The organism is Nonomuraea sp. NPDC004186, from assembly GCF_053603495.1.
Map to the genome: position 1 here is coordinate 149,009 of NZ_JBSGFQ010000013.1, position 19,933 is coordinate 168,941.

General features: G+C 70.1%; 25 protein-coding genes. 17 read left to right on the top strand and 8 right to left on the bottom strand.

Annotation, left to right across the window (positions count from 1 at the left end; all coding sequences use genetic code 11):
- Positions 1–4: 4 nt before the first annotated feature.
- From ACWEPL_RS13860 to ACWEPL_RS13870, 3 genes are read right to left on the bottom strand one after another with little or no spacing between them, the layout of a single operon-like run.
- Positions 5–373: a helix-turn-helix domain-containing protein gene (locus tag ACWEPL_RS13860; protein WP_452436311.1), complete on the bottom strand. Its 369-nt coding sequence runs from the start codon at positions 371–373 to the stop codon at positions 5–7.
- The gene (locus ACWEPL_RS13865; RefSeq protein WP_452436312.1) at positions 370–717 is read right to left on the bottom strand and encodes an ArsR/SmtB family transcription factor; all 348 of its coding nucleotides are present in this window, start codon (positions 715–717) and stop codon (positions 370–372) included. The genes ACWEPL_RS13860 and ACWEPL_RS13865 overlap by 4 nt, the downstream gene beginning before the upstream one ends.
- Positions 717–917 carry a hypothetical protein gene (locus ACWEPL_RS13870; RefSeq protein ID WP_452436313.1) on the bottom strand — a complete coding sequence of 67 codons (201 nt, stop codon included), beginning with the start codon at positions 915–917 and terminating at the stop codon, positions 717–719. Before ACWEPL_RS13870 ends, ACWEPL_RS13865 begins: the two co-directional genes overlap by 1 nt.
- A gap of 199 nt (positions 918–1,116) precedes the next feature.
- Between ACWEPL_RS13870 and ACWEPL_RS13875 the strand changes: the two genes are divergently transcribed.
- From ACWEPL_RS13875 to ACWEPL_RS13895, 5 genes are all read left to right on the top strand, one after another.
- Positions 1,117–1,485, top strand: a complete 369-nt coding sequence (locus ACWEPL_RS13875; protein WP_452436338.1) for an STAS domain-containing protein — start codon at positions 1,117–1,119, stop codon at positions 1,483–1,485.
- Positions 1,486–1,596: 111 nt separating this feature from the next.
- On the top strand, positions 1,597–1,968 hold the full coding sequence (locus ACWEPL_RS13880) for an STAS domain-containing protein (RefSeq protein WP_452436314.1): 372 nt from the start codon (positions 1,597–1,599) through the stop codon (positions 1,966–1,968).
- A 276-nt stretch (positions 1,969–2,244) separates the two neighbouring features.
- Complete coding sequence (gene crcB, locus ACWEPL_RS13885; RefSeq protein ID WP_452436315.1) at positions 2,245–2,733, top strand: fluoride efflux transporter CrcB; 489 nt, start codon at positions 2,245–2,247, stop codon at positions 2,731–2,733.
- Complete coding sequence (locus ACWEPL_RS13890) at positions 2,730–3,092, top strand: DUF190 domain-containing protein (protein ID WP_452436316.1); 363 nt, start codon at positions 2,730–2,732, stop codon at positions 3,090–3,092. The genes crcB and ACWEPL_RS13890 overlap by 4 nt, the downstream gene beginning before the upstream one ends.
- On the top strand, positions 3,089–3,454 hold the full coding sequence (locus ACWEPL_RS13895; RefSeq protein WP_452436317.1) for a fluoride efflux transporter FluC: 366 nt from the start codon (positions 3,089–3,091) through the stop codon (positions 3,452–3,454). Before ACWEPL_RS13890 ends, ACWEPL_RS13895 begins: the two co-directional genes overlap by 4 nt.
- 752 nt (positions 3,455–4,206) lie before the next feature.
- Here ACWEPL_RS13895 and ACWEPL_RS13900 read toward each other — a convergent pair.
- Complete coding sequence (locus tag ACWEPL_RS13900; RefSeq protein WP_452436318.1) at positions 4,207–4,911, bottom strand: universal stress protein; 705 nt, start codon at positions 4,909–4,911, stop codon at positions 4,207–4,209.
- Positions 4,912–5,170: 259 nt separating this feature from the next.
- Between ACWEPL_RS13900 and ACWEPL_RS13905 the strand changes: the two genes are divergently transcribed.
- Positions 5,171–7,762 carry a GNAT family N-acetyltransferase gene (locus tag ACWEPL_RS13905; protein ID WP_452436319.1) on the top strand — a complete coding sequence of 864 codons (2,592 nt, stop codon included), beginning with the start codon at positions 5,171–5,173 and terminating at the stop codon, positions 7,760–7,762.
- Between the two features lie 8 nt (positions 7,763–7,770).
- On the opposite strand, the gene gap is transcribed toward ACWEPL_RS13905, so the two are convergent.
- Positions 7,771–8,754 (bottom strand): type I glyceraldehyde-3-phosphate dehydrogenase, encoded by a 984-nt coding sequence (gene gap, locus ACWEPL_RS13910; protein WP_452436339.1) that lies wholly within the window; start codon positions 8,752–8,754, stop codon positions 7,771–7,773.
- 186 nt (positions 8,755–8,940) lie between these two features.
- Between gap and ACWEPL_RS13915 the strand changes: the two genes are divergently transcribed.
- The gene (locus tag ACWEPL_RS13915) at positions 8,941–10,326 is read left to right on the top strand and encodes a bifunctional aminoglycoside phosphotransferase/ATP-binding protein (protein WP_452436320.1); all 1,386 of its coding nucleotides are present in this window, start codon (positions 8,941–8,943) and stop codon (positions 10,324–10,326) included.
- An 11-nt stretch (positions 10,327–10,337) separates the two neighbouring features.
- Here the strand turns inward: ACWEPL_RS13915 and ACWEPL_RS13920 are convergent, their stop codons facing one another.
- On the bottom strand, positions 10,338–10,607 hold the full coding sequence (locus ACWEPL_RS13920; protein WP_431934547.1) for a DUF1876 domain-containing protein: 270 nt from the start codon (positions 10,605–10,607) through the stop codon (positions 10,338–10,340).
- Between the two features lie 199 nt (positions 10,608–10,806).
- On the opposite strand from ACWEPL_RS13920, the gene ACWEPL_RS13925 reads away from it, so the two are divergent.
- From ACWEPL_RS13925 to ACWEPL_RS13970, 10 genes are all read left to right on the top strand, one after another.
- Positions 10,807–11,751: a universal stress protein gene (locus ACWEPL_RS13925; RefSeq protein WP_452436321.1), complete on the top strand. Its 945-nt coding sequence runs from the start codon at positions 10,807–10,809 to the stop codon at positions 11,749–11,751.
- Between the two features lie 48 nt (positions 11,752–11,799).
- Positions 11,800–12,234 carry a hypothetical protein gene (locus ACWEPL_RS13930; RefSeq protein WP_452436322.1) on the top strand — a complete coding sequence of 145 codons (435 nt, stop codon included), beginning with the start codon at positions 11,800–11,802 and terminating at the stop codon, positions 12,232–12,234.
- A gap of 143 nt (positions 12,235–12,377) precedes the next feature.
- Positions 12,378–13,109 (top strand): hypothetical protein, encoded by a 732-nt coding sequence (locus ACWEPL_RS13935; protein WP_452436323.1) that lies wholly within the window; start codon positions 12,378–12,380, stop codon positions 13,107–13,109.
- Positions 13,110–13,143: 34 nt separating this feature from the next.
- Entirely contained in the window at positions 13,144–14,409 is a 1,266-nt protein-coding gene (locus ACWEPL_RS13940; RefSeq protein ID WP_452436324.1) for a V-type ATPase 116kDa subunit family protein, read from the top strand.
- Entirely contained in the window at positions 14,394–14,735 is a 342-nt protein-coding gene (locus tag ACWEPL_RS13945; RefSeq protein ID WP_452436325.1) for an ATP synthase subunit C, read from the top strand. Before ACWEPL_RS13940 ends, ACWEPL_RS13945 begins: the two co-directional genes overlap by 16 nt.
- Positions 14,736–14,741: 6 nt before the next feature.
- Positions 14,742–14,954: a V-type ATP synthase subunit F gene (locus tag ACWEPL_RS13950; protein ID WP_452436326.1), complete on the top strand. Its 213-nt coding sequence runs from the start codon at positions 14,742–14,744 to the stop codon at positions 14,952–14,954.
- Positions 14,955–14,959: 5 nt separating this feature from the next.
- Positions 14,960–15,463, top strand: coding sequence for a V-type ATP synthase subunit E family protein (locus ACWEPL_RS13955; protein WP_452436340.1), 504 nt, complete (start codon positions 14,960–14,962; stop codon positions 15,461–15,463).
- Positions 15,451–17,127: a V-type ATP synthase subunit A gene (locus ACWEPL_RS13960; RefSeq protein ID WP_452436327.1), complete on the top strand. Its 1,677-nt coding sequence runs from the start codon at positions 15,451–15,453 to the stop codon at positions 17,125–17,127. Before ACWEPL_RS13955 ends, ACWEPL_RS13960 begins: the two co-directional genes overlap by 13 nt.
- Complete coding sequence (locus tag ACWEPL_RS13965; RefSeq protein ID WP_452436328.1) at positions 17,124–18,497, top strand: V-type ATP synthase subunit B; 1,374 nt, start codon at positions 17,124–17,126, stop codon at positions 18,495–18,497. Before ACWEPL_RS13960 ends, ACWEPL_RS13965 begins: the two co-directional genes overlap by 4 nt.
- Positions 18,494–19,135 (top strand): V-type ATP synthase subunit D, encoded by a 642-nt coding sequence (locus ACWEPL_RS13970; protein ID WP_452436329.1) that lies wholly within the window; start codon positions 18,494–18,496, stop codon positions 19,133–19,135. The genes ACWEPL_RS13965 and ACWEPL_RS13970 overlap by 4 nt, the downstream gene beginning before the upstream one ends.
- Here the strand turns inward: ACWEPL_RS13970 and ACWEPL_RS13975 are convergent.
- Positions 19,083–19,625: a pyridoxamine 5'-phosphate oxidase family protein gene (locus ACWEPL_RS13975; RefSeq protein WP_452436330.1), complete on the bottom strand. Its 543-nt coding sequence runs from the start codon at positions 19,623–19,625 to the stop codon at positions 19,083–19,085. The genes ACWEPL_RS13970 and ACWEPL_RS13975 overlap by 53 nt on opposite strands.
- A 2-nt stretch (positions 19,626–19,627) precedes the next feature.
- On the bottom strand, positions 19,628–19,933 hold a 306-nt coding region (locus ACWEPL_RS13980; protein ID WP_452436331.1), incomplete at its 5' end, for a BON domain-containing protein.

Consider the following 19,933-nt stretch of genomic DNA (forward strand, 5'->3'; position numbering starts at 1 on the left):
AAGATCACCCGGGTCGGGGGTGATGCGGTGGCTGCCGCAACTCGGCCAGGGGCCCGCTCGGATCGGCCAACACCTCGCTCAGCAGCCGCCGGGCCGCGCCCACGCGCTCGACCACCTCACGGCTGCCGAGCGCGTACAGCACGGCCCCGCCCTCCCGGGTCGCCGTCACCACCCCGGCCGCGCGCAACACGCACACATGCTGCGACGTGGTGGACGCCTCGACCTCGGCGGCGGCCAGATCGCGCACTGCCACGGTCGCCACCGTCAGCCTGGCCGGCAGGTCCCGGCGTGGGCGCTGGCCGGCGGCCAGGTCGGCGCGGGCGATCAGCAGGGCGCGCAGGCGGGCCCAGCCCGCCGAGGTCAACAGGATCACAAGGCGCCGCTTCCGGCTTTGTCCTCCAGCAGCTCGCTGAGCAACTCGTGCTGCCCGGACAGCTTCTCGGCCAGCAACTCGCGGGCGGCGCGCAGCAGCCCGGCCACCCGGCCGCCGGCCAGCGCGTAGACCATGGTGGTTCCCTCGCGCTGCGCGGTGACCATGCCTGACCGGCGCAGCACCGCTAGATGCTGCGACAGCCCGGTCGGCTCCACATCGATCTCGGCCAGCAGCTCCCGCACCGGCATCGGCCCGTCCTGCAGCAGCTCCAGCACCCGGATCCGTACCGGATGGCCCAGCAGCCGAAACAGCTCGGCCTTGGCCTCATACAGCGGTACCGACATCACGCCCCCGCCTCCCCCTGAGGGCCGGACCGGCCCTGCTCGATGGCGATCCCGTGCGCCTGGGCCAGCCGCCAGGCATCCTCCCACTCGGCCTCGGCCACCAGCACCGCGTGCGCGTCATCATCGTCGCGGGCGGCCTGCAGCGCCTGCCAGGCCAGGCCGGCCCGTTCCCGCACCGCAGCAGCAAACACCGTGCTCACCCGCACCTCTCATCCGCCCGCGCGACACAGCCCGCGAACCACGCTCGAAGCAATTACGCATCTTCGCAATTACGATAGCGTAAGGAGGTAGGTGGCCAGTGACCCGCAGCCCGTCCTGACGGCATCGGCCACCACGAGCGCCGGCCACCCCGAGCCAACGGCCCAGGACCGAACGCGATGAGGGAGAGCTCAGGTGAGCATGCCGCTGCTGCTCTCGCACCAGCATCTGCCCGGCGTGACCGTGATCGCCGTCGAGGGGGAGCTGGACGCCCACAACCACCACCAACTGGAGGCCTACATCCAGCAGCACCGCCAACGCCTGCCCGACCAGGTGGTCTTCGACCTGTCCCAGGCACGCTTCGTCGACAGCTGCGGACTTCGCGTCCTGGTCCAGACCCACACCCTCAGCGTGCGCATGGGCGGGGCGGTCCACTTAGCCGCACCCGCGGCCATGCCCGCCCGGCTGCTGGAGATCTCCGGGCTGGCCGACCACCTGCCCGTGTACGTCAGCCTCGATGAGGCGCTTCGCGCAGCGCTGTCGGCCGCCGCCGAACGGCAGGCCCGCTGAATCAGCAACCCGCCCGCCCAACCCGCCACCGGCCAGCGCCGGCCAGTTGAGACGCCGCAGAACCCCGCCGAGGGCGCGATGCCGGCACCACGCCACCGAAAGACACCTGACATGCAGATGACCATCGACGTCGAACCCGGCTACACGGTCATGACGATCGCCGGGCACATCAGCTGGGACGACGCTGAGGAACTGAGCCGGCGCATCAACCAGATGGCCGACAGCCCGGCTGGCTTCCCGTGCCTGATCGTCGACGTGAGCGGCCTCGTCCGGCCCGGATCGGCCGCCATCCACAGCGTCGCCCACCTGCTGCGCAGGCAACGCCACCGCGAGCAAGGACGCATCGTCGCGGTCGGCGTTCCCGACAACCTGCGCAGGCTCCTCCACCGCGCGGGGCTGCTCAACTACCTCGATCAGTGCCCCAACCGGCAGCAGGCCATCACCGCCCTACAGGCCGACACCCCGGTCGACGGCCCCGCCTAGCAGAGCGCGTTCGTCCCGGCCCCTGCACACCCGTGAGGTGGTAACCGTCTCAGCAGGAGGCAGGACGCCGCGCCGAGGCGCGCTCGCCAGGGCCGAGGCCGGAGGGCGGGTACCAGCCAGGATGTGGCTGATCGGTATACTCGCCGTGTCTCCCCATGGGGGATCGCGGTGGTGGGGCCCACCGCCTCGCTGCCATCCGGCGGCGGGTAACCGTGGTTTCACGCCGCCAACGGTCCCTGCCAGATGTGATGTCGTCATCCTGGTAGGAGGTTGATCGTGCCCCGTCCTGATATAGGTCGTCCCGTCGACGCCGACGTCGACCTGCACGTGCTCACTCAACGCGTGGAGCTGCGCCGTGCCCCGTGGACAACGCTGGCGGTGATCTCGCTGGGGGGCGTGCTGGGCGCGCTGGCGCGCTATGGACTGGGGGTGGCCTTCCCACGTCCGCCGGCAGGGTTTCCGTGGGCGACGTTCGCCATCAATGTGGCCGGCTGCCTGCTGATCGGGGTGCTCATGGTGGCCATCACCGAGATCTGGGACGCGCCCGCGTGGGTACGGCCGTTGCTGGGCGTCGGAGTGCTGGGCGGATTCACCACCTTCTCCACCTACATCGTCGACGTCGGCCAACTGCTGATGGCTGGCGCGCCGCGTACCGCGCTGCTGTACCTGGTGGCCACTCCGGTCCTGGCGTTGACAGCCGTCTGGGCGGGCAGCGTGGCCACTCGATCCGTGGCCCGCCGGGCCGCCGGCAGGAGGCAGGCATGAAGCTGCAAGGTTCCGCGCTTCGGTTGACCGTGTTCGTCGGCGACTCCGACACCTGGCATCACCGTCCGCTCTATCACGAGATCGTGCACCGGGCGCACGTCGCCGGCCTGGCCGGCGCCAGTGTCTTTCGCGGAATGGAAGGCTACGGCGCCTCCAACCGCATCCACACCACCCGCATCCTGTCGTTGTCAGAAGACCTGCCGCTGGCGATCGTCATCGTGGACGCCGGGGACAAGATCCGCGCCTTCCTGCCTCAGTTGGACGAACTGGTCACTGAAGGACTGGTCATCCTGGACCAGGTCGAGGTGATCCGCTATGTCGGCCGTCCCGTCCCCACTGACGACGGCGGCCGGTCGTGACGGCCGTGCTGCTGGTGGCGCTTGGCGCCGCGATCGGCGCACCACTGCGCTACCTGGCCGATCGCACCGTCCAGGCTCGCCACGACACCCTGTTCCCGTGGGGCACCTTTACCATCAACATCGCCGGGTCGGCGCTCCTGGGTTTCCTGGTGGCGCTGCCCGCCGCCACGCTGGTGATGGCCGCCGCCGGCATCGGGTTCTGCGGCGCGCTGACCACCTACTCCACCTTCAGCTACGAAACGCTGCGGCTGGCGCAGGAGGGAGCGCGCGTCGCCGCGCTGGCCAACGTCATCACGAGTGCGGCGGCTGGGCTGGGCGGCGGCGTGTGCGGGCTGGCCCTGGCCCGCGCCTTCACCGGATGACTCTCGTCGTAACCGGCCACGATCGCCCCCTTGGATTCCGCGACGCCTGAAAGAGCACGCGCTTGAGACCCGACCAGGACGACACCGACGACGCGGCAGAGGCAGAGGGCGGCGACACTCCACAGGATCGGTGGCTGACGCCCGGGGTGGCGGGGGGTCGGCATGGCCAGCTTCTTCTCCGACGCCGGCCACGAGATCACCACCGCGGTGCTGCCGTCCTTCTCACCTCTGGTTCTGTCGGTGACAAGTGGGTCTGGATCAAAGTCCGTGAAGTGGTCACGCCTGGTGATCAGGCCGGTTGCTCCAGCGGGCCAGTGATCGCGATTTCGTAACTCGATGTGCGCGAGGGTGGCCGCGTCGTCATGATCCGGTTCATCCCAGAACTGATCATCTCGAGCGGCCGCGAGGTCATCGTGCAGCGGTGATCCGCGCAGCGGTCTCGGCCAGCGCGGGCCCAGCACCGCGGCGCGGGCTCGGGTCCTGCGGCGACGAACGCGAGCCCGCAGCCCATCGACACACGCTGTAGCCCATCGGAGCGGCTCACGGCCACGCAGCGGCCAGTACGACCTCTCGCGCCGGACGACGGGGTTATTGGCTGCTCGAGCAATCCGCATGGAGGAAGCTGATCGCCGTCATCGTCGGCGTCACATGGTCGGCATGGTGGCCGGCGCTGGTCTGGGTCGAATTCTTGGCCATGCGTTGTTGCGGACGGACGTGGCTGCTGCCGACCAACCTTGGTGAGCGTCTGAGAATCATCCCTCGGACACCACCGCCACAGGGCAGGGAGCGTGCTGGAGGAAGGAGTCCGCCGCGTCGAACCAAGCGGCGCGTTTGCGCCCGACGACCATGAGCGTCGCGTGATCATGAGCCTCGCCCGGGTGGATGCGGACTTCCGGGTGGCGTTCTGCCCACTCGGTCATGTCCACCGAGGCGGACACCGGCACCTGACGGAGGGAGGCCTCGCCGAACGCGAATTCCAAGACGGAGGCGTCCGGCTCGCTGTCTGCAATGACGATCGGGCCTGGATCCGTCGGGGCGGGGAGGGGGCCCGGGCCGCGTACGATGATCACAGGGCAGTCGGCATGGGCGGCAACGTATCCGGCCACCGAGCCGACGACGGCTCTGGGCAGCGCGCTCAGCCCGCGGGAGCCCACCACGACGAGCGTGGCATCGCTGGACAGCTCGACCAGGTGCCGAGCTGCAGGGCCTTCGTAGAGGTCGGTCTCGACGCGTACGCCCGAACTGGTCGAGCGGGCGCACTCGGCGCCGTGCCACAACACGTGATCGGCCGCCTTACGCAGGTGGGCCTTGGCCTCCTCCTCCGCAGCGCCGTACGGCCACTGCCAGGCGTGTGTGAGCGTCAGCGGCAGCTTGCGAAGCTCGGCCTCGTCCAGTGCCCAGTCCAGAGCCTGCATTGCGAAGTCCGAGCCGTCGTAGCCGAGCACGATGTGGTCCATGTCCTCGGGCTCCTTTCGCGGGCAAGGAATCATCACCCTCAGTGTCGGAGCATTCCCGAAGTCCGCTCTAGGGCCGGGTGACCCGGCCCGCCGGGACCTTGGTCATGGCTGCCTCTCGCGGCGGCAGATGCCGGGGCCCTTCGGCCCTGGCCGGAGGGCCCTACGGCACTGCCGGGCGAGCCCTCCATGGGGAAACGTCGGGTTTAGACGGCCGAACTTGGTCCACGCGGCTGCCCTGCATCTGAACGGGAGACCCGGCATGCCTGACGGATACGACGTGCTGCTGCGCGATGGCGGCATCGCCCATGTGCGCCCGCTCCGCCCCGCCGATCGCGAAGCCCTGCACGAGCTGGTGGACCGCTCGTCGGAGCGATCGGCCTACCTGCGTTTCTTCACCGGCGGCCGCAACACCGCGCACGCCTACATCGATCGCATCACCAGTGACAGGTACGACGGCCGCGCGCGGGTCGCCAGCCTGCACGGTCGCCTGGTCGCAATAGCCGAGTACATCCCCATCGAGGACGGACGTGCCGACCTGGGCATCCTTCTGGACGACGCCGTGCACGGACATGGCCTGGGCACGCTGCTGCTGGAACACATCGCCGTAGACGCCGCCGAGCACGGCATGCGCGAGCTGGTCGCCGACGTGCTGGCCGAGAACCGGCCGATGCTCCGGGTGCTGCGCGATCTGGGCCTGAAGGTGGAGCAGCGCCTCGAGAGCGGCACGCTGCACGTCAGCATCGCCGCCGAACCCACCCCCAGGCTGATGGCGGCCATCGAGGCCCGCGACCACGAGGCCGAGCGGGCGTCACTGGCGCGGGTGCTGGCACCGCGTTCGGTGGCGGTGATCGGCGCCAGCCGCGACGAGCACGCCATCGGGCACAAGGTACTGCGCAACCTCATCGACGGCGGCTTCTGCGGGCCGATCCATCCCGTCAACCCCAACGCGACCGAGATCGCCGGGCTGGCCTGCCACCCCAAGGTGCCCGACGGCGTGGACCTGGCGGTCGTGGCAGTACCCGCCCGGCAGGTGCTGGACGTGGCGCGTGACTGCGCCGCGGCCGAGGTGGCCGGGCTGGTGGTGCTTACCTCAGGGTTCGCCGAGGCCGGCCAGCGCGACGCGGAGTCGGAACTGCTGCAGGTGTGCCGTGCGGCCGGGATGCGGCTGATCGGCCCGAACTGCCTGGGCGTGGTCAACACCGGAGCCTGGCTGAATGCCAGCTTCCTGCCGCATCGGCCCGTCCGCGGGCGGGTGGCGCTGATGTCGCAGTCCGGCGCCGTGGGGGCGGCGCTGCTGGACCGGCTGGACGTGTCGTCGTTCGTGTCGGTCGGCAACAAGGCCGACGTCAGCGGCAACGACCTGCTCGAATACTGGGAGGACGACGACGACACCGGCGTGATCGCGTTGTATCTGGAGTCGTTCGGCAACCCGCGCAGGTTCGCCCGTATCGCCCGCCGGGTCGGCAAGCGCAAGCCGGTGCTGCTGGTCAAGAGCGGCCGCGGCGAGGCCGGCGGCCGGGCGGTGCGCTCGCACACCGCCGCCGCAGCCACCCCGGACGTGGCGGTGGACGCGCTCACCCGGGCCGCCGGCGTGATCCGGCTCGACAGCGTGCACGAGCTGATCGACGTCGCCAAACTGCTGGCCGCCCAGCCGTTGCCGACCGGTCGCCGGGTGGCCATCGTGGGCAACTCGGGCGGGCCGCAGGCGATGGCCGCCGACGCCTGCGAGGCCCACGGCCTGACCGTCCCCGAGCTGCCGCCCGGACTGCTGGAGGCCCGTGCCGCCGCCGCGCTGGGCAACCCGGTCGACCTGACCGCCGACGCCACCGCCGCCGAGATCGGCGCCGCCGTCGAAGCCCTCGCCACCTCACCCGACGTCGACGTGGTCCTCGTCGTCTACACCCCGCCGTTCGGGGACGGACTGGAGACGACCCGCCAGGCCATCGCGGACGCCACCAAGAGATCGGCCAAGACCGTACTGGCCTGCGTCATCGGCCACGACGGCCTGATCGACGGCCGCGTGCCCAGCTACGCCTTCCCCGAACAGGCCGTCCAGGCCCTGGCCCACGCCGTGCGTTACGCCGAATGGCGCAGTCGACCCGTCGAACCCGTTCCCGTACCCCCGCCAGCCGACGAAAAGACCGCCCGGGAGATCGTCCACGCGGAGTTGAAGGCGCGCCCGGACGGCGGCTGGCTCTCCCCCGCCGACACGGCCCGGCTGCTCTCCTGCTACGGCGTGACGCCGGTGGAGTCCCTCGACGTGGACGGCCCTGAGGCCGCCGCCGCGGCGGCCTCACGCATCGGGCTGCCCGCCGTGCTCAAGGCCACAGGTCCCGTACACAAGAGCGACGTCGGCGGGGTGCGGCTGAATCTCCAGACGCCGGATGACGTACGGCAGGCGTATCACGACATGTCGGCACGTATCGGCGTGGAGATGGCAGGGGCGATCGTCCAGCGCATGCTGTCCGGAGGCGTGGAGATCATCGTCGGCGGTGTCAACTACCCGGCGTTCGGTCCGCTGGTCATGGTCGGCATGGGCGGGGTGATGGCCGATCTGTTGGCCGACCGCGCCTTCCGGGTGCCGCCCATCACCGACGCCCTCGACATGATCGGCGAGCTGCGCTGCGCCCCGGTCCTGTACGGCTACCGCGGTTCACCGCCCGTCGACGTCTCCGCCCTGGCCGATCAGGTCGTAAGGATCGGCCGGCTGCTCGAAGACCTGCCGCAGGTGGCCGAGCTCGACCTCAACCCGGTCATCGTCACACCAGGAGGCACCGCCACAGTGGACGCCCGAATCCGGTTGGCGCCCTGTGAGAAGCCGCCCTCGCCGCTGTTGCGGCGGCTGCGCTGACCAGCTGGTCAGGCCATCCGCTGGGCCATGTCGACCAGCCGGTTGGCATATCCCCATTCATTGTCGTACCAGCCGAAGACCTTGACCAGGTCCTCGCTCGCCTGAGTGAGGGCGGAGTCGAACACGCACGAGGCGGCATTGCCGATGATGTCGCGGGAGACGAGCGGCGCGGTGCTGTAGCGCAGGATGCCCCGCAGTTCCTCCTCGGCGGCCGCGGCAAAGGCATCGTTGATCTCCGGCGCGGTGACAGGCCGGGCGAGCTGGGCGGACAGGTCGGTGATCGAGCCGTCCTCGACCGGCACCCGGATGGCGACGCCGTCCAGTCGGCCGTTCAGCTCGGGCAGCACCTGGCCGACCATGCGGGCGGCGCCGGTGGTGGTGGGCACGATGTTCACGGCCGCAGAGCGGGCCCGGCGCAAGTCCTTGTGCGGGGCGTCCAGCAGCACCTGGTCGCCGGTGTAGGCGTGGATGGTGGTCATAAAGCCGCGTACCAGGCCGAATCGCTCGTGCAACACCTTGACCATGGGTGCCACGCAGTTGGTGGTGCAGGAGGCCAGCGAGACGATCTCGTGCCGGTCCGGGTCGTACGCGGCGTCGTTGACGCCCGGGACGATGGTGGCGTCCAGGCCCTTGCCCGGGGCCGAGAGCAGGACCTTGCTGGCACCGGCCTTCAGATGCGCGGCCAGCGCCTCTCTGGTCCTGAATCGACCGGTGGAGTCGATCACCAGGTCGACGTCGTGAGCGCGCCAATCGATGTCCGCAGGGTCTGCGCAGGCACTGACGGCGATCGTAGCGCTGTTGATCTCCATTATGTGGTCTGAAGCGGTCACAGGCACATCGAGGGGCCCGTAGGTGGAGTCGTAGCGCAGCAGGTGGGCCAGTGTGGCCGCATTGGTGATGTCGTTGACCGCGACGATGTTCAGATCTGTGCGCAACGCACATCGCATGACGGCCCGGCCGATCCGGCCGAACCCGTTGATTCCTATTCTCATGCCTTCATCGTCCGGCGCTGAAGGAACGGTGCTTAGAGGCGACGGTCCCGCGCGCAACGGGACCTTTGGCCTCTTGCCTGAAGTCAGCGTGAGATGGGTGACTTTTGACGTATTGCTTCCCAATTCAGGTTCTTTGCCTCTGGTGGCGGCCGCCCTTCCAGCCCTGAACTGGAAGGGGGTGGCGTCATGTTCAGCATGATCAAGGAGACGCAGGCTGCCGTGGTGTTCCTGCTCGGCGAGCACGCCTACAAGATGAAGAAGCCCGTCCAACTTGGCTTTCTCGACTTGACCACGTTGCGCGCCAGGGAGGATGCCTGCCGACGCGAGGTGGAGCTCAACCGCAGACTGGCCCCTGACGTCTACGAGGGTGTGGCCAGCGTGCTTGACCCGGACAGCATGGTCTGCGAGTACCTGGTCGTGATGCGTCGTATGCCCGGGGAGCGCCGCCTGGCCACGCTCGCGCGGGCCGGCAAGCCTGTGGAGAAGTACGTGCGCGCGGTTGCGCGGCAGCTCGCCGGGCTGCATGCCGAGGCCCGACGCGGCCCGCAGATCGACCAGGAAGGCAGCCGGGAGGGGCTGCGAGATCGATGGATGGCTGCTGTCGAGCGGGTCCGCGGTCTTCTCGGCGCCACGATCGAGCCTGCCGTCGTGGACGAGATCGAGCAGCTTGTGCTGCGCTTCCTTGACGGCAGGGAGTCCCTGTTCAAGACGAGAATCGCTGAAGGCCGCATCGTCGAAGGCCACGGCGATCTCGTGGCGGAGGACATCTTCTGCCTCGACGACGGGCCGCGAGTCCTGGACTGCCTGGAGTATGACGAGCGCCTGCGTTGCCTCGACGGGCTGGATGACGCCGCCTTCCTCGCCATGGATCTGGAGTGGCTGGGCGCGCCGCGGCTGGCCGATCTGTTCCTGCGGTGGTACGTCGAATCCAGTGGCGATCAGGCGCCGACTGCGCTGTGGCACCACTATGTCGCGTACCGGGCCTTCATCCGAGCCGAGGACGCTTGTGTGCGCCACTCGCAGGGCGACGTGGACGCCGCGTGGCAGGCGCGGCGGCTGGCAGAGCTGGCGCTGCGTCATCTGCACGCCGCAGCCGTCACGCTGGTCCTGGTCGGTGGCCCGCCCGCGAGCGGGAAGACGACCCTGGCCGGCGCGCTGGCCGACAGGCTCGGCTTCACCTTGCTGCGCAGCTCGGACGTTCCGCCCGAATCCGAGGTCTATGCCGAACTAGTTTCGCGTGCCGAGCGATTGCTCGGCCAGGGCGAGTCGGTCGTTCTGGACGCTTCCTGGGCCGATGAGCAATATCGCGCGATGGCCACGCAGGCGGCCGACCGGACCTCGAGTAATCGGGTCTCACTGCTGTGCACTGTCATGCCGCAACTCGCCGCCACACGGCTCGCCACCCGTGAGACACCGTCGTCTGCCCCGGCCATGTCACCGTGGCCGGACGCGATCGAAATCGACACGGGCATCCCCCTGGAACAGGCACTGATGCGCGCGCTGAGCGCCGTTCATCCCCCTGAGCTCAACATGCGCTGGCGTTTCCAGAGACCTCAAATGGAACCTGACTAAAAGCGGCCGGTTCACCATGAGCGGCCCGGGGCCGGGGAACTGGCGATCTCAGCGATGTCTCGTTGCGTGACGACGGCGAGCTTCCCGGCCAGATCGGCCAACGCCCGCGAAGCCGCCAACTCGTCTCCGATCTCGGGCACTGACGGATCCGCAGGGTTGCGGTGGGCGCGACCGGTGCCGGTCAGCCCTGTGCCATCCCTGGTGGTCAGTACGGCTCGTGCGCAGGTGTCGTCGCCTTCCTCGCTGATGTAGACCTGCACGGTCCACTGCTTGGCTTCCATGATCGCAACCTCCTTGATCGCAACCTCCTTCACGGCTCCATCTCATCGGCTTCTCGCGACGAACGGCAGAGGCGAAGGTCCGTGATCCGGCTGGACGAAGGCCCCTGATCAGGGGCTCCCTCGGACGTGTTGATCTTCCTTTCCCAAGGTTTGGCCGTCTGCCGGGTCTTGTACGTCCTCGGCGGGAAAGGCGTTCACCATGTCGACGTGGTCCGAAACAGAGGTCCCAGTGGTCAGGGCGGAAGAGCGGGTCATCGTTGTCGGCTATGACGAATCGCCGGGCAGCGAGCAAGCGCTGCGCTGGGCGGTGGAGGAAGCACAATTGCGCAAGCTTCCCCTGGCGGTGTGCCATGCCTGGCATTGGCCCTATCTTCGGCGTCCCGTTGACAAAGAGGTTCTGGGCCAGTTGAGGGCCACCGGCACCGCCGTGGTGGAGGAAGGCGTACGTCGCGCGCGAGAACTGGCGCCTGCTCTCGATGTCCGGCCCTTGTTGGGGAAGGGCGTGGCCACGGCGGTACTCCTGCAGGCGGCGCGCAACGCCGAGCTGGCAGTGCTTGGATCTCGGGGGCAGGGCGGCTTCGAGGAACTGCGGGTGGGATCGGCGGCCGTGCAGGTGCCTGCGCACAGCGTCAGGCCTGTCGTCATCGTCGGTCCTGGAAACGTGCCGGAGAGGGAAGGCAAGGCGCGGATCGTGGTCGGCGTCGACGGGTCTCCCGCTGGGCAGGGAGCTCTGGAGTTCGCCTTCGAGGAGGCGGAGCTGCGCGATGGGTCGGTGACAGTGGTTTGCTGCTGGCAGGATGCCGGTGATCTGTCCGGGCAGGACGGTCTGCCCTTCGTGGATCGCAGAGCGCTCCGGGTCAACGCGGAAGCCTGCTTCCGAGGCGCGGTCTCAGCGCTGATCTGCCGGCACCAGGACGTGCCGGTTACGACGGAGTTCGTAGCCGGGCGCCCCGAACGCGCCGTGATCGACGCGGCGCGGGACGCGACTCTGCTGGTGCTGGGCAGTCGCGGTGTCAGCTCGACGCCCACGACGCTCGTGGGGCCGGTCACCCAGGCCGCGCTCGCAACAGCCGGATGTCCCGTCGCTGTGACACCACCCCCGTCTGCTGACCCGTCGGTTGGCCGACATTCGGCCGTGAACTGACCGACTTTTGGCTTTGCCGGGGGCATTACCCAAGGGGGAGGTGGACTGATGGTCCGGCTGGGCGATTTCCTGGCACGATTCCGTCCCTCCGGCGTGCCCGGGGCAGCGGCGCCCGCAGGTGTCCCCGCCGACTATGTGGCCGACCAAGCCGAGGAACTGGCGCCGGTCTTCTCGGCACTCGCCGACTGCCAGGCCGCGTGCGCGAACGAACGTGAAAACGCCCAGCGCCGTGCCGACCGCATGCGGGCGCGCGCCCACGATCAGGCCGCGGCCATCGTCGCCTCGGCCCACGCGGAGGCGGATGCGGAGCGCGCACGGTCATCGGCTCTCGCCCGCCAGGACCATGATCAGGCGGTTGCGGAGCTCCTGCGGGAGGCCTCAGTCGCCGCTGAGGGCGTCCGCACGCGCTCGGCCGGCCGGATGCCGGAGATGGTGGCCCGGGTGACCGACATGGTCAAGTCCTTGGCCGACGACCGACCATGACCGCTTCGTGGGTCGCGGGGGCGACACGTGCCAGGGCTCTCGTCCGGCGGAGGGCGGGGACGGCATGTGCGCGGCGCATCGCGGCATGCGGGTCCGTAAGCGAGGCGGTGGCCCTGCTGGGTGACACGCCGTACGGACATGACGTGCGGCGCGGGCAAAGCCTGGCGGAGGCCCAGTGGGCGGTCCTGGCCACACTGCTCTGGCATCTGCGCGTTCTGGCCGGTTGGCTGCCTCGGGAGGGAGGCCAGATGGTCCGCGTGCTGGCCCGCTGGTTCGAGCTCGCCAACGCGGACGAGCTGATCTGCCGGCTCGCGGGAGGTGAGGCGGAGCCCGAGTTCGCCCTGGGCTCGCTCGGCACCGCGTGGCAGAGGCTGCGACTGTGCGGATCCCTTGCCGAGGTCCGGGCGGCCCTGGCTGCTTCCCCGTGGGGAGACCCGGGTGGTACGACCCCCCGTGAGATCCAACTGAGCATGCGCCTGGCCTGGGCCGAACGGGTCATCGAGACCGTTCCGCAGGTCAGGCCGTGGGCTTTGGGAGCGACAGCCCTGCTGCTCGCCCGTACGCACCTGGCGGAAGGCGCCAGGCCGCCCGAACGCTGCCGCGTGCTCGTCGGACAAGGCGCGCTCGACGCGTCCTCGATACGTGAGATGGCCGAGCAGCTCCCCACGGCGGCACGCTGGGTGCTCCACGAGATCGAGGATCCACGCGAGCTGTGGCGAGGTGAGGAGAGCTGGTGGCAGCGCGTGGAAGGCGAAGGGCGCGACCTCCTGGCCGGGGCGGGATTCACGGCAGGGCCGGTCCTCGGCGCGATCGCCGTCCTGGCGGCGGACGCCCGGCGGGTGCGCGCCGCCCTGGAACAGGCGGCATGGCGGTGACCGCGATGCGCTCACCCGATCGGGGACTGGCGCCATGAGCTGGCGAGAGGCACTGCGACCCGTCCGCATGGAGCGGGTGGCGATCGTCGCCCCCGCCCGTTCGCTGGACGACGTGCTGAGGATCGTGGGCGCGGCGGGGGTCGTCGAACTGGCCACACCACCTGACGCACAGCTGCAGGCGGTCTCGAGGACCGCCGTCGTCCGCGATGAGGTGGCGGCGCTCGCAGGCTGGATGCCCGCCAAAGTCGTCTCCGAACTCGCGGGCGAGGTGGCACCCGAAGGCGGGGCCGTGGTGCCGCTCGCCCGCCCCCGGGGCAAGGAAGCCCCGTCCCTGCTGCGCACTGAAGGGCTGCGCGGCAGCCTGGCCCCGCTCGTCAACACCTACGGGACGACGCCGTACGCCGACATCGACCCGACGCCCCTGGCCGTCGGCGCATACGTCCTGATGTTCGGCATGATGTTCGGCGACGTCGGGCACGGCCTGTTGCTGCTCGTCGCGGCGGTCGGGCTGTATCGCAAGCGCCCGCGATGGCTGTCCCGCCTCCATCGGGCGTGGCCTTTCGTCGTCGGCGCGGGACTGGCCAGCATGGTCTTCGGCCTGCTCTATGGCGAGTTCTTCGGTCCCACAAGCGTCGTCCCCGTGCTCTGGGTGCGGCCGCTGGCCGACCCGATCGGCCTTCTCGCTGCCGCTCTGGCCGCCGGCGCGCTGCTGCTCGCGGCCGCCTACCTGCTGGGCGTCGTGAACCGGTGGCGGGAGGGTGGCTGGCCGGCCGCGCTGTACTCCCCGGCAGGGGTCGCAGGTTCGGCGCTGTTCTTCGGGCTGGGACTCGTCTTGTTCGGCTGGTACGCGAGGCTCGGCTGGCCGGTCGCCGTCGGCAGTGTGATCGCCGTGGTGGGACTGCTCCTGGCTTTCACCGGGTTCTACGCCGAAGCGGGAGGTGGCGCCAGCGCAACCGCCCAAGCGATGATCCAGCTTTTCGACGCGGTCGTCCGGCTGGGCGCCAACGTCGCCTCCTTCGCCCGCCTCGCCGCCTTCGGCCTCACCCACGCCGCCATCGGCTCGATCGTCTGGAGCGCGACCGCCGGGCTGTGGGCCGCCACCCCCTTCGCCGCGACGGCGATATTCCTGCTGGGCAACGTGCTGGCGCTGACGATCGAAGGGCTCGTGGCCGGTGTCCAGGCGTTGCGCCTGGAGTACTACGAGCTGTTCTCCAGGGTCTTCCAGGCCGAGGGACGGCCCTTCCGCCCCTGGCACCTGCCGCCGACGTCCAAGGAGGCCACCCCATGTTCGTCTGGGTGAAACGAGGACTGCACGCGCTCAACGCGGTCATCGCACTCGCCGCGATCATCCTCCTCGTCTGCGCCGTGACCGCGGGCTCCGCTCAAGGGACGGCGACCGCTGACCCGGCCGACGGCAACTGGGCGGCCCTGCTCGGCGCGGCCATCGCGGTCGCCAGCTCGGCGATCGGCGCGGGCATCGCCGTCGCCTACACCGGAGCCGCGGCGCTCGCCGCGATGAGCGAGAGGCCCGAGCTGTTCGGGCGGGCCATCGTCATCGTCGGCCTGGCGGAAGGGATCGCCATCTACGGGCTCGTCATCGGCATCATCCTCATCGGACGGGCTTGACCGGCCATGGCGACCGTCGCCGTCATCGGTGAGACCGTTCGCGTGGCGGGCTTCCGGCTTGCCGGAGCGGTCGTCCTCCCGGCCGACACCCCGGGGGCCGCTCGTGCGGCATGGGGCTCCCTCGGCGACGACGTCGCCGTGGTGATCCTCACTCCGGAGGCGGCCGAGGCCGTCAGCGAACAGGCCGGTGAGCGGCTGACGGTGGTGATGCCGTCGTGACGACCATGCGGGATGCGCTGGCGCCGCTGACCGAAGCCCTGTCCAGGCAGGTGGGGATCGACGCCCGGGCGATCATCGCCGGAGCCGAGGAAGAGGCCGCCGAGCTGGTCGCCGCCGCCCGCCAGGAGGCCCGGACCGTCCTCGCCGACGCCCGCGCCGACGGAGCGGCCCAGGCCAAGGCGGATGCGGTCACCGAACGGATCCACGCTGAGCGCCGAGCCCGCGGCATGGAACTCGCCGCTCAACGAGAGGCCCTTGACGAGCTACGCGCACGATCAGCCGCTGCGGTCAGGGCCCTGCGTGACGATCCCTGCTACCCCAGGCTCCTCGATCGGCTGGGCGCCCTGGCCCGTGCCGCCGGGGGAGCGGACCTGACCGTCAAGGAGCAGCTTGACGGGGGCGTGCTGGCAGAGGGGCACGGCCGGCGCGTCGACTGCACGCTCGGCGCGCTGGCCGTACGAGCCGTGGACGCGCTCGGAGCGGAGCTGGAGCGGCTGTGGGCACCGTGACCCGGGTCAACGGCCCCTTGGTCGAAGTCGAGGACCTCGCCGGCGCGGCCATGTTCGAGCTGGTCCTGCTCGGACCCCACAAGCTGCCGGGTGAGATCGTCACGCTGGGAGGCGGCCGCGCCACAGCGCAGGCGTACGAGTACACCGGTGGGCTGGCCCCTGGCGATCCCGCCGAGCGCGGCGGATCTCCCGTCTCGGCTCTGCTGGGGCCTCACCTGCTCGGAGGGGTGTTCGACGGCCTGCTCCGGCCGCTCACCGGCGCGGGCCTCTGGCTGGACCCGGCCGTGCCCGCGCTCGCATCCGTCGCCCGCTCATGGCGGTTCACACCGCTGGTCGAGCAGGGACGGAAGGCGGCGCCGGGCACGGCCATCGGGCGCGTCGAAGGTGCGGGCCCGCTCGCCTATCTGGTCCTGTCGCCGGGGGGCGAGGTTTCCGCCATCGGGCAGACGGGCCGCTACCCTCACGACGCCGCGGTCGCGGTCGTCGGCGGAACCGAGGTCCGGCTGACCCGCCGGCAGCCGGTGCGTCGCGCACTGCCGTACGCGTCGCGGCTGGACGAGACGGTGCCGCTGGTCACGGGGCAGCGGGTCATCGACCTGCTCCTGCCCGTGTGCCTCGGGGGCACCGCGGCTGTGCCCGGAGGGTTCGGCACGGGCAAGACCGTGCTCCTCCAGCAGATCGCCAAGTGGTGCGACGCCGATGTGGTGATCTACATCGGCTGCGGGGAGCGCGGCAACGAGATGGCGGATGTCGTCGCCGAGCTGGCCGAGTTGCCGGACCCCCGTACCGGCGGGCGGCTCTCCGACCGGACGGTGGTGATCGCCAATACCTCCAACATGCCGATGATGGCGCGCGAGACCAGCATCTACACGGGAGTCACAGTCGCTGAACATTTCCGCGACATGGGCTACGCCGCGGTGGTCATCGCCGACTCGACCTCACGCTGGGCCGAGGCCCGCCGGGAATTCGCCTCCCGCAGCGGGACCCTCCCGGCCGAGGAGGGCTATCCGGCGGACCTCGCCTCCGCCCTGGCGGCGTTCTACGAGCGAGCCGGTCGGGTCATCACACTGGGCGGCGCCACCGGGTCGGTGACGATCATCGGTGCCGTCTCGCCCCCGGGCGGCGATCTGACCGAACCCGTCACGGCGCACACGGAGCGGTTCGTGCGGACGCTGTGGGCCCTGGACCGCGATCTCGCCTACGCACGGCACTATCCGGCGATCTCCTGGCGCGAATCCTTCTCCCGCGACGCCGATGCCCTGACGCAAGGCGCTCCCGAGAACGCGGCCCGCCGCGGGCGCGTGGGCGGTCTGCTGGCTGAGGCCGACCGGTTGACCGCGCTGGCCGAGCTGGTCGGAGCAGGCGCTCTGCCCGCCCGCGAGCGGATCGGCCTGCTGGCCGGGCGCCTGCTGCGGGAGGGCTTCCTGCGGCAGAGCTCGCTGAGCAGGCTGGACGCGTACTGCCGGCCCGAACGGACCGCCCTCATCGCCGACGCGCTCCTGGCGATCCTGGCGCGCTGCCAGGACCTGGTCGAGCATGGCGCGCCCGCCGCCGCAGTCGAAGATCGCGACTTCTCTCCCCTCCTGCGTGCCAAGGAGGCGCCGGAGGAGGAGATAGCGGCACGGCGCGACATCGTGCTGAACGATCTGGAGACGCTGCGGTGACCGCGTGGGCTCCGGTCGAGTACACCGGCGTGGCGGAGCTACGCGGGCCCCTCATCGTCGTCCAGGGAATCCAGAACGTCGGCTGGGACGAGTACGCCACGATTGTGCTGGAGTCCGGCGAGCGCAGGCACGGCCTGGTCCTGGACGTCGACCGGGACCTCGCCGTCGTGCAGGTCCTCGAGGGCACCGGAGGACTCAGGGCGGAGACGACCCGGGTCACCTTCACCGGAAGCCCGCTGCGCATCCCGGTCGGCGCCGGATGGCAAGGACGCGTCTGCAACGGGCGCGGCCGGCCACTGGACGGCGGCCCCCCGATCTTCGGCGACGGCAACGCCCTGGTGGCCGGCCTCCCGATGAACCCCACGGTGCGAGAACCTCCCGCCGAACCCGTGATCACCGGCATCTCCGCCATCGACGCGCTGACCACCTTGGTCCGCGGCCAGAAGATCGCCGTCTTCGCCGAAACCGGCCTACCCCACCTGGAGCTCGCCGCCCAGGTGGCAGCCCAGGCCCACACCGGTGGCGAGCCGTTCAGCGTCATCTTCGCCGCCATGGGGCTGACCCACAGTGACGCGGGGACGGTGCGCGACATTCTGGAGAGACGTTCGTCGGCCGCGGAGCTGACGCTGCTGCTCAACCTCGCCGACGACCCCGTGATCGAACGGCTGCTCACACCGCGGATAGCGCTGACCGTCGCCGAGCATCTGGCGTTCGTCCTGCGGCGTCACGTTCTCGTCGTGCTGGCCGACATGACGAGCTACTGCGAAGCCCTGCGCGAGGTCTCCGCCGCCCGCGGCGAAATTCCGGCCCGCCGGGCCTACCCCGGCTACCTCTACAGCGACCTGGCCTCCATCTACGAGCGGTGCGGCCGCATCCGGGGACAACCCGGCTCCATCACCGTGCTGCCGGTGCTGAGCATGCCCGCCGGAGACATCACCCATCCCGTGCCCGACCTCACCGGATACATCACCGAAGGCCAGATCCTGCTGAGCCGCGAGGTGACCTCGTACCCGCACATCGACCCGCTGTCGTCCCTGTCCCGCATGATGCGCGCGGGAGTCGGCGCGGGACGGACCCGGCCCGAGCATCTGGACCTGGCCGCGCAGATCCAGGCAGGACTGTCCCGCGCCCGGCAGGCCGGCGAACTCGCCGACCTGGTGGGGGAGAGCGCGCTGAGCCCGGCCGACCGCCGCTACCTGGCCATGGCCGAGGCCTTCAGGACACGCCTTCTGGCCCAGAGGCCCGACGAGGCCCGGACCTTGGCGGAGACCTTCGAGCGGGCTTGGCACGTGGTCTCCGCGGTGCCGCGAAGCGAGCTGTCGATGCTCAGCGAGGAAGCACTGGAGGCCGGATACAGGGGAGAGCCATGAGACTACGGATCCCGCCTGGCCGGGTGGGGCGGATGTGGCTCCGCCGCCGCCTGACCTCGGTCCGGCACGGACTCGGCGTACTCAACAGGAAGCTGCGGATATTGCGGTGCGAACAGGACCGGCTCGCTCAGAATGCGGCACGGACCCAGGCTGAATGGACCGTGGCATGCCGGGCCGCCGACGAATGGCTCCTCCGCGTGACTCGGCTCGGTGGACAGCGGGCCGTGCGCCTCGCGGCCGACGGCCGCCTCGCCGACGTCCACGTGTACTGGGCCGACGCCGTGGGAACCAGCTATCCGGCCCGGGTCTCCTGCGCGCTCCCCGACCTCGACGCGGCGGCTCCCCTCCCGATCACCGCCGCTCTCGTCCCGGCCAGGCATGCCAACCGCGCCGCCTTGCGCGCCGGGTTGGAGCACGCGATCGCCGCGGAGGCCGCACGCATCATGGCGGCTGAGGTCGCCTCCACGAACCGCAGGATCCGCGCACTCAAAGATCGCCTCCTTCCCCTGCTGGAGGAGGCGCTGGCCGCCGTCGAACTGTCGCTGGACGAGATGGAGCGAGCCGACAATGACCGCGTACGCCGTATCAGCGGCTCCAGACCACAGCCCCCGGACTGTCTGAACCGAGATCATCGATGATGCGGCGGCCGGACACCTGCTCGGCATCGACCACGATGTAGTGGTCCCGGCTCCCCGGCGCCCAGGCCGTCAATGGCAGCGCCATCAGGCGGTTGATCTCCTCCAGGTCGGTCACGGCCCGCGCACGTCCCACCGTGGTGACAGACCAGCCGGTACGGAGTTCGGGATCGAACTGGTCGACCTCGAAGGCAACTACGGCGTGCCGGGTGGCGGCCGCCAGCTTCGACCCGATCGAGGTCCGGATCACGATGGAATGGCCGTCGAGATGGAAGTTGACCGGCTGCACGGCTGGAAGGGCGTTGTCGGTGAACACGATCCGCCCGATCGGCACCGTGGACAGCAGGCTCAGGCACTCTTCCGGAGAGAGCTCCTCAAGCCCGGACGAGTCGAGTTGCGTACCCTCAACATCCCCGCTCGGGATCATCCGCGTGGGAGGTGACAATGTCTCGTATTCCCGCTGGCCCGCGCCAGGAAGTCGCGCACCGAGCATGGCTATCCGGCCTCCCATTCGGAGTCGTCGATTTCCCAGGCCAGTTCGTCGGCCACGCTAATGACGCCGTTGACGTTTCCGACCACGCGGACGGTAATGGCGGCCTCGGCGCGGTGTTCCAGCCGGCCGGACAACGTGACCACGCCTTCGTTCACCGAGACGGTCACGCCGGAGGTGTCGAACCACAGGATGCGGCCGAGGACGTCATCGCGAACCTCGGCAACGATCTCCTCGTCGCCACGCAGGAACAGCTTGACGAGGTCGCAGCGGCTGACGATGCCCTGCAGCCGGCCGTTGTAATCGATGAC

Coding starts and splice junctions, on each gene's coding strand:
- ACWEPL_RS13940 (WP_452436324.1), top strand. CDS start 13,144: ATGAGCTGGCGAGAGGCACTGCGACCCGTCCGCATGGAGCGGGTGGCG.
- ACWEPL_RS13970 (WP_452436329.1), top strand. CDS start 18,494: ATGAGACTACGGATCCCGCCTGGCCGGGTGGGGCGGATGTGGCTCCGC.
- ACWEPL_RS13915 (WP_452436320.1), top strand. CDS start 8,941: ATGTTCAGCATGATCAAGGAGACGCAGGCTGCCGTGGTGTTCCTGCTC.
- ACWEPL_RS13925 (WP_452436321.1), top strand. CDS start 10,807: ATGTCGACGTGGTCCGAAACAGAGGTCCCAGTGGTCAGGGCGGAAGAG.
- ACWEPL_RS13900 (WP_452436318.1), bottom strand. CDS start 4,911: ATGGACCACATCGTGCTCGGCTACGACGGCTCGGACTTCGCAATGCAG.
- ACWEPL_RS13950 (WP_452436326.1), top strand. CDS start 14,742: ATGGCGACCGTCGCCGTCATCGGTGAGACCGTTCGCGTGGCGGGCTTC.
- ACWEPL_RS13955 (WP_452436340.1), top strand. CDS start 14,960: ATGCGGGATGCGCTGGCGCCGCTGACCGAAGCCCTGTCCAGGCAGGTG.
- ACWEPL_RS13930 (WP_452436322.1), top strand. CDS start 11,800: ATGGTCCGGCTGGGCGATTTCCTGGCACGATTCCGTCCCTCCGGCGTG.
- gap (WP_452436339.1), bottom strand. CDS start 8,754: ATGAGAATAGGAATCAACGGGTTCGGCCGGATCGGCCGGGCCGTCATG.
- ACWEPL_RS13880 (WP_452436314.1), top strand. CDS start 1,597: ATGCAGATGACCATCGACGTCGAACCCGGCTACACGGTCATGACGATC.
- ACWEPL_RS13875 (WP_452436338.1), top strand. CDS start 1,117: ATGCCGCTGCTGCTCTCGCACCAGCATCTGCCCGGCGTGACCGTGATC.
- ACWEPL_RS13920 (WP_431934547.1), bottom strand. CDS start 10,607: ATGGAAGCCAAGCAGTGGACCGTGCAGGTCTACATCAGCGAGGAAGGC.
- ACWEPL_RS13945 (WP_452436325.1), top strand. CDS start 14,394: ATGTTCGTCTGGGTGAAACGAGGACTGCACGCGCTCAACGCGGTCATC.
- ACWEPL_RS13975 (WP_452436330.1), bottom strand. CDS start 19,625: ATGCTCGGTGCGCGACTTCCTGGCGCGGGCCAGCGGGAATACGAGACA.
- ACWEPL_RS13865 (WP_452436312.1), bottom strand. CDS start 717: ATGTCGGTACCGCTGTATGAGGCCAAGGCCGAGCTGTTTCGGCTGCTG.
- ACWEPL_RS13890 (WP_452436316.1), top strand. CDS start 2,730: ATGAAGCTGCAAGGTTCCGCGCTTCGGTTGACCGTGTTCGTCGGCGAC.
- ACWEPL_RS13905 (WP_452436319.1), top strand. CDS start 5,171: ATGCCTGACGGATACGACGTGCTGCTGCGCGATGGCGGCATCGCCCAT.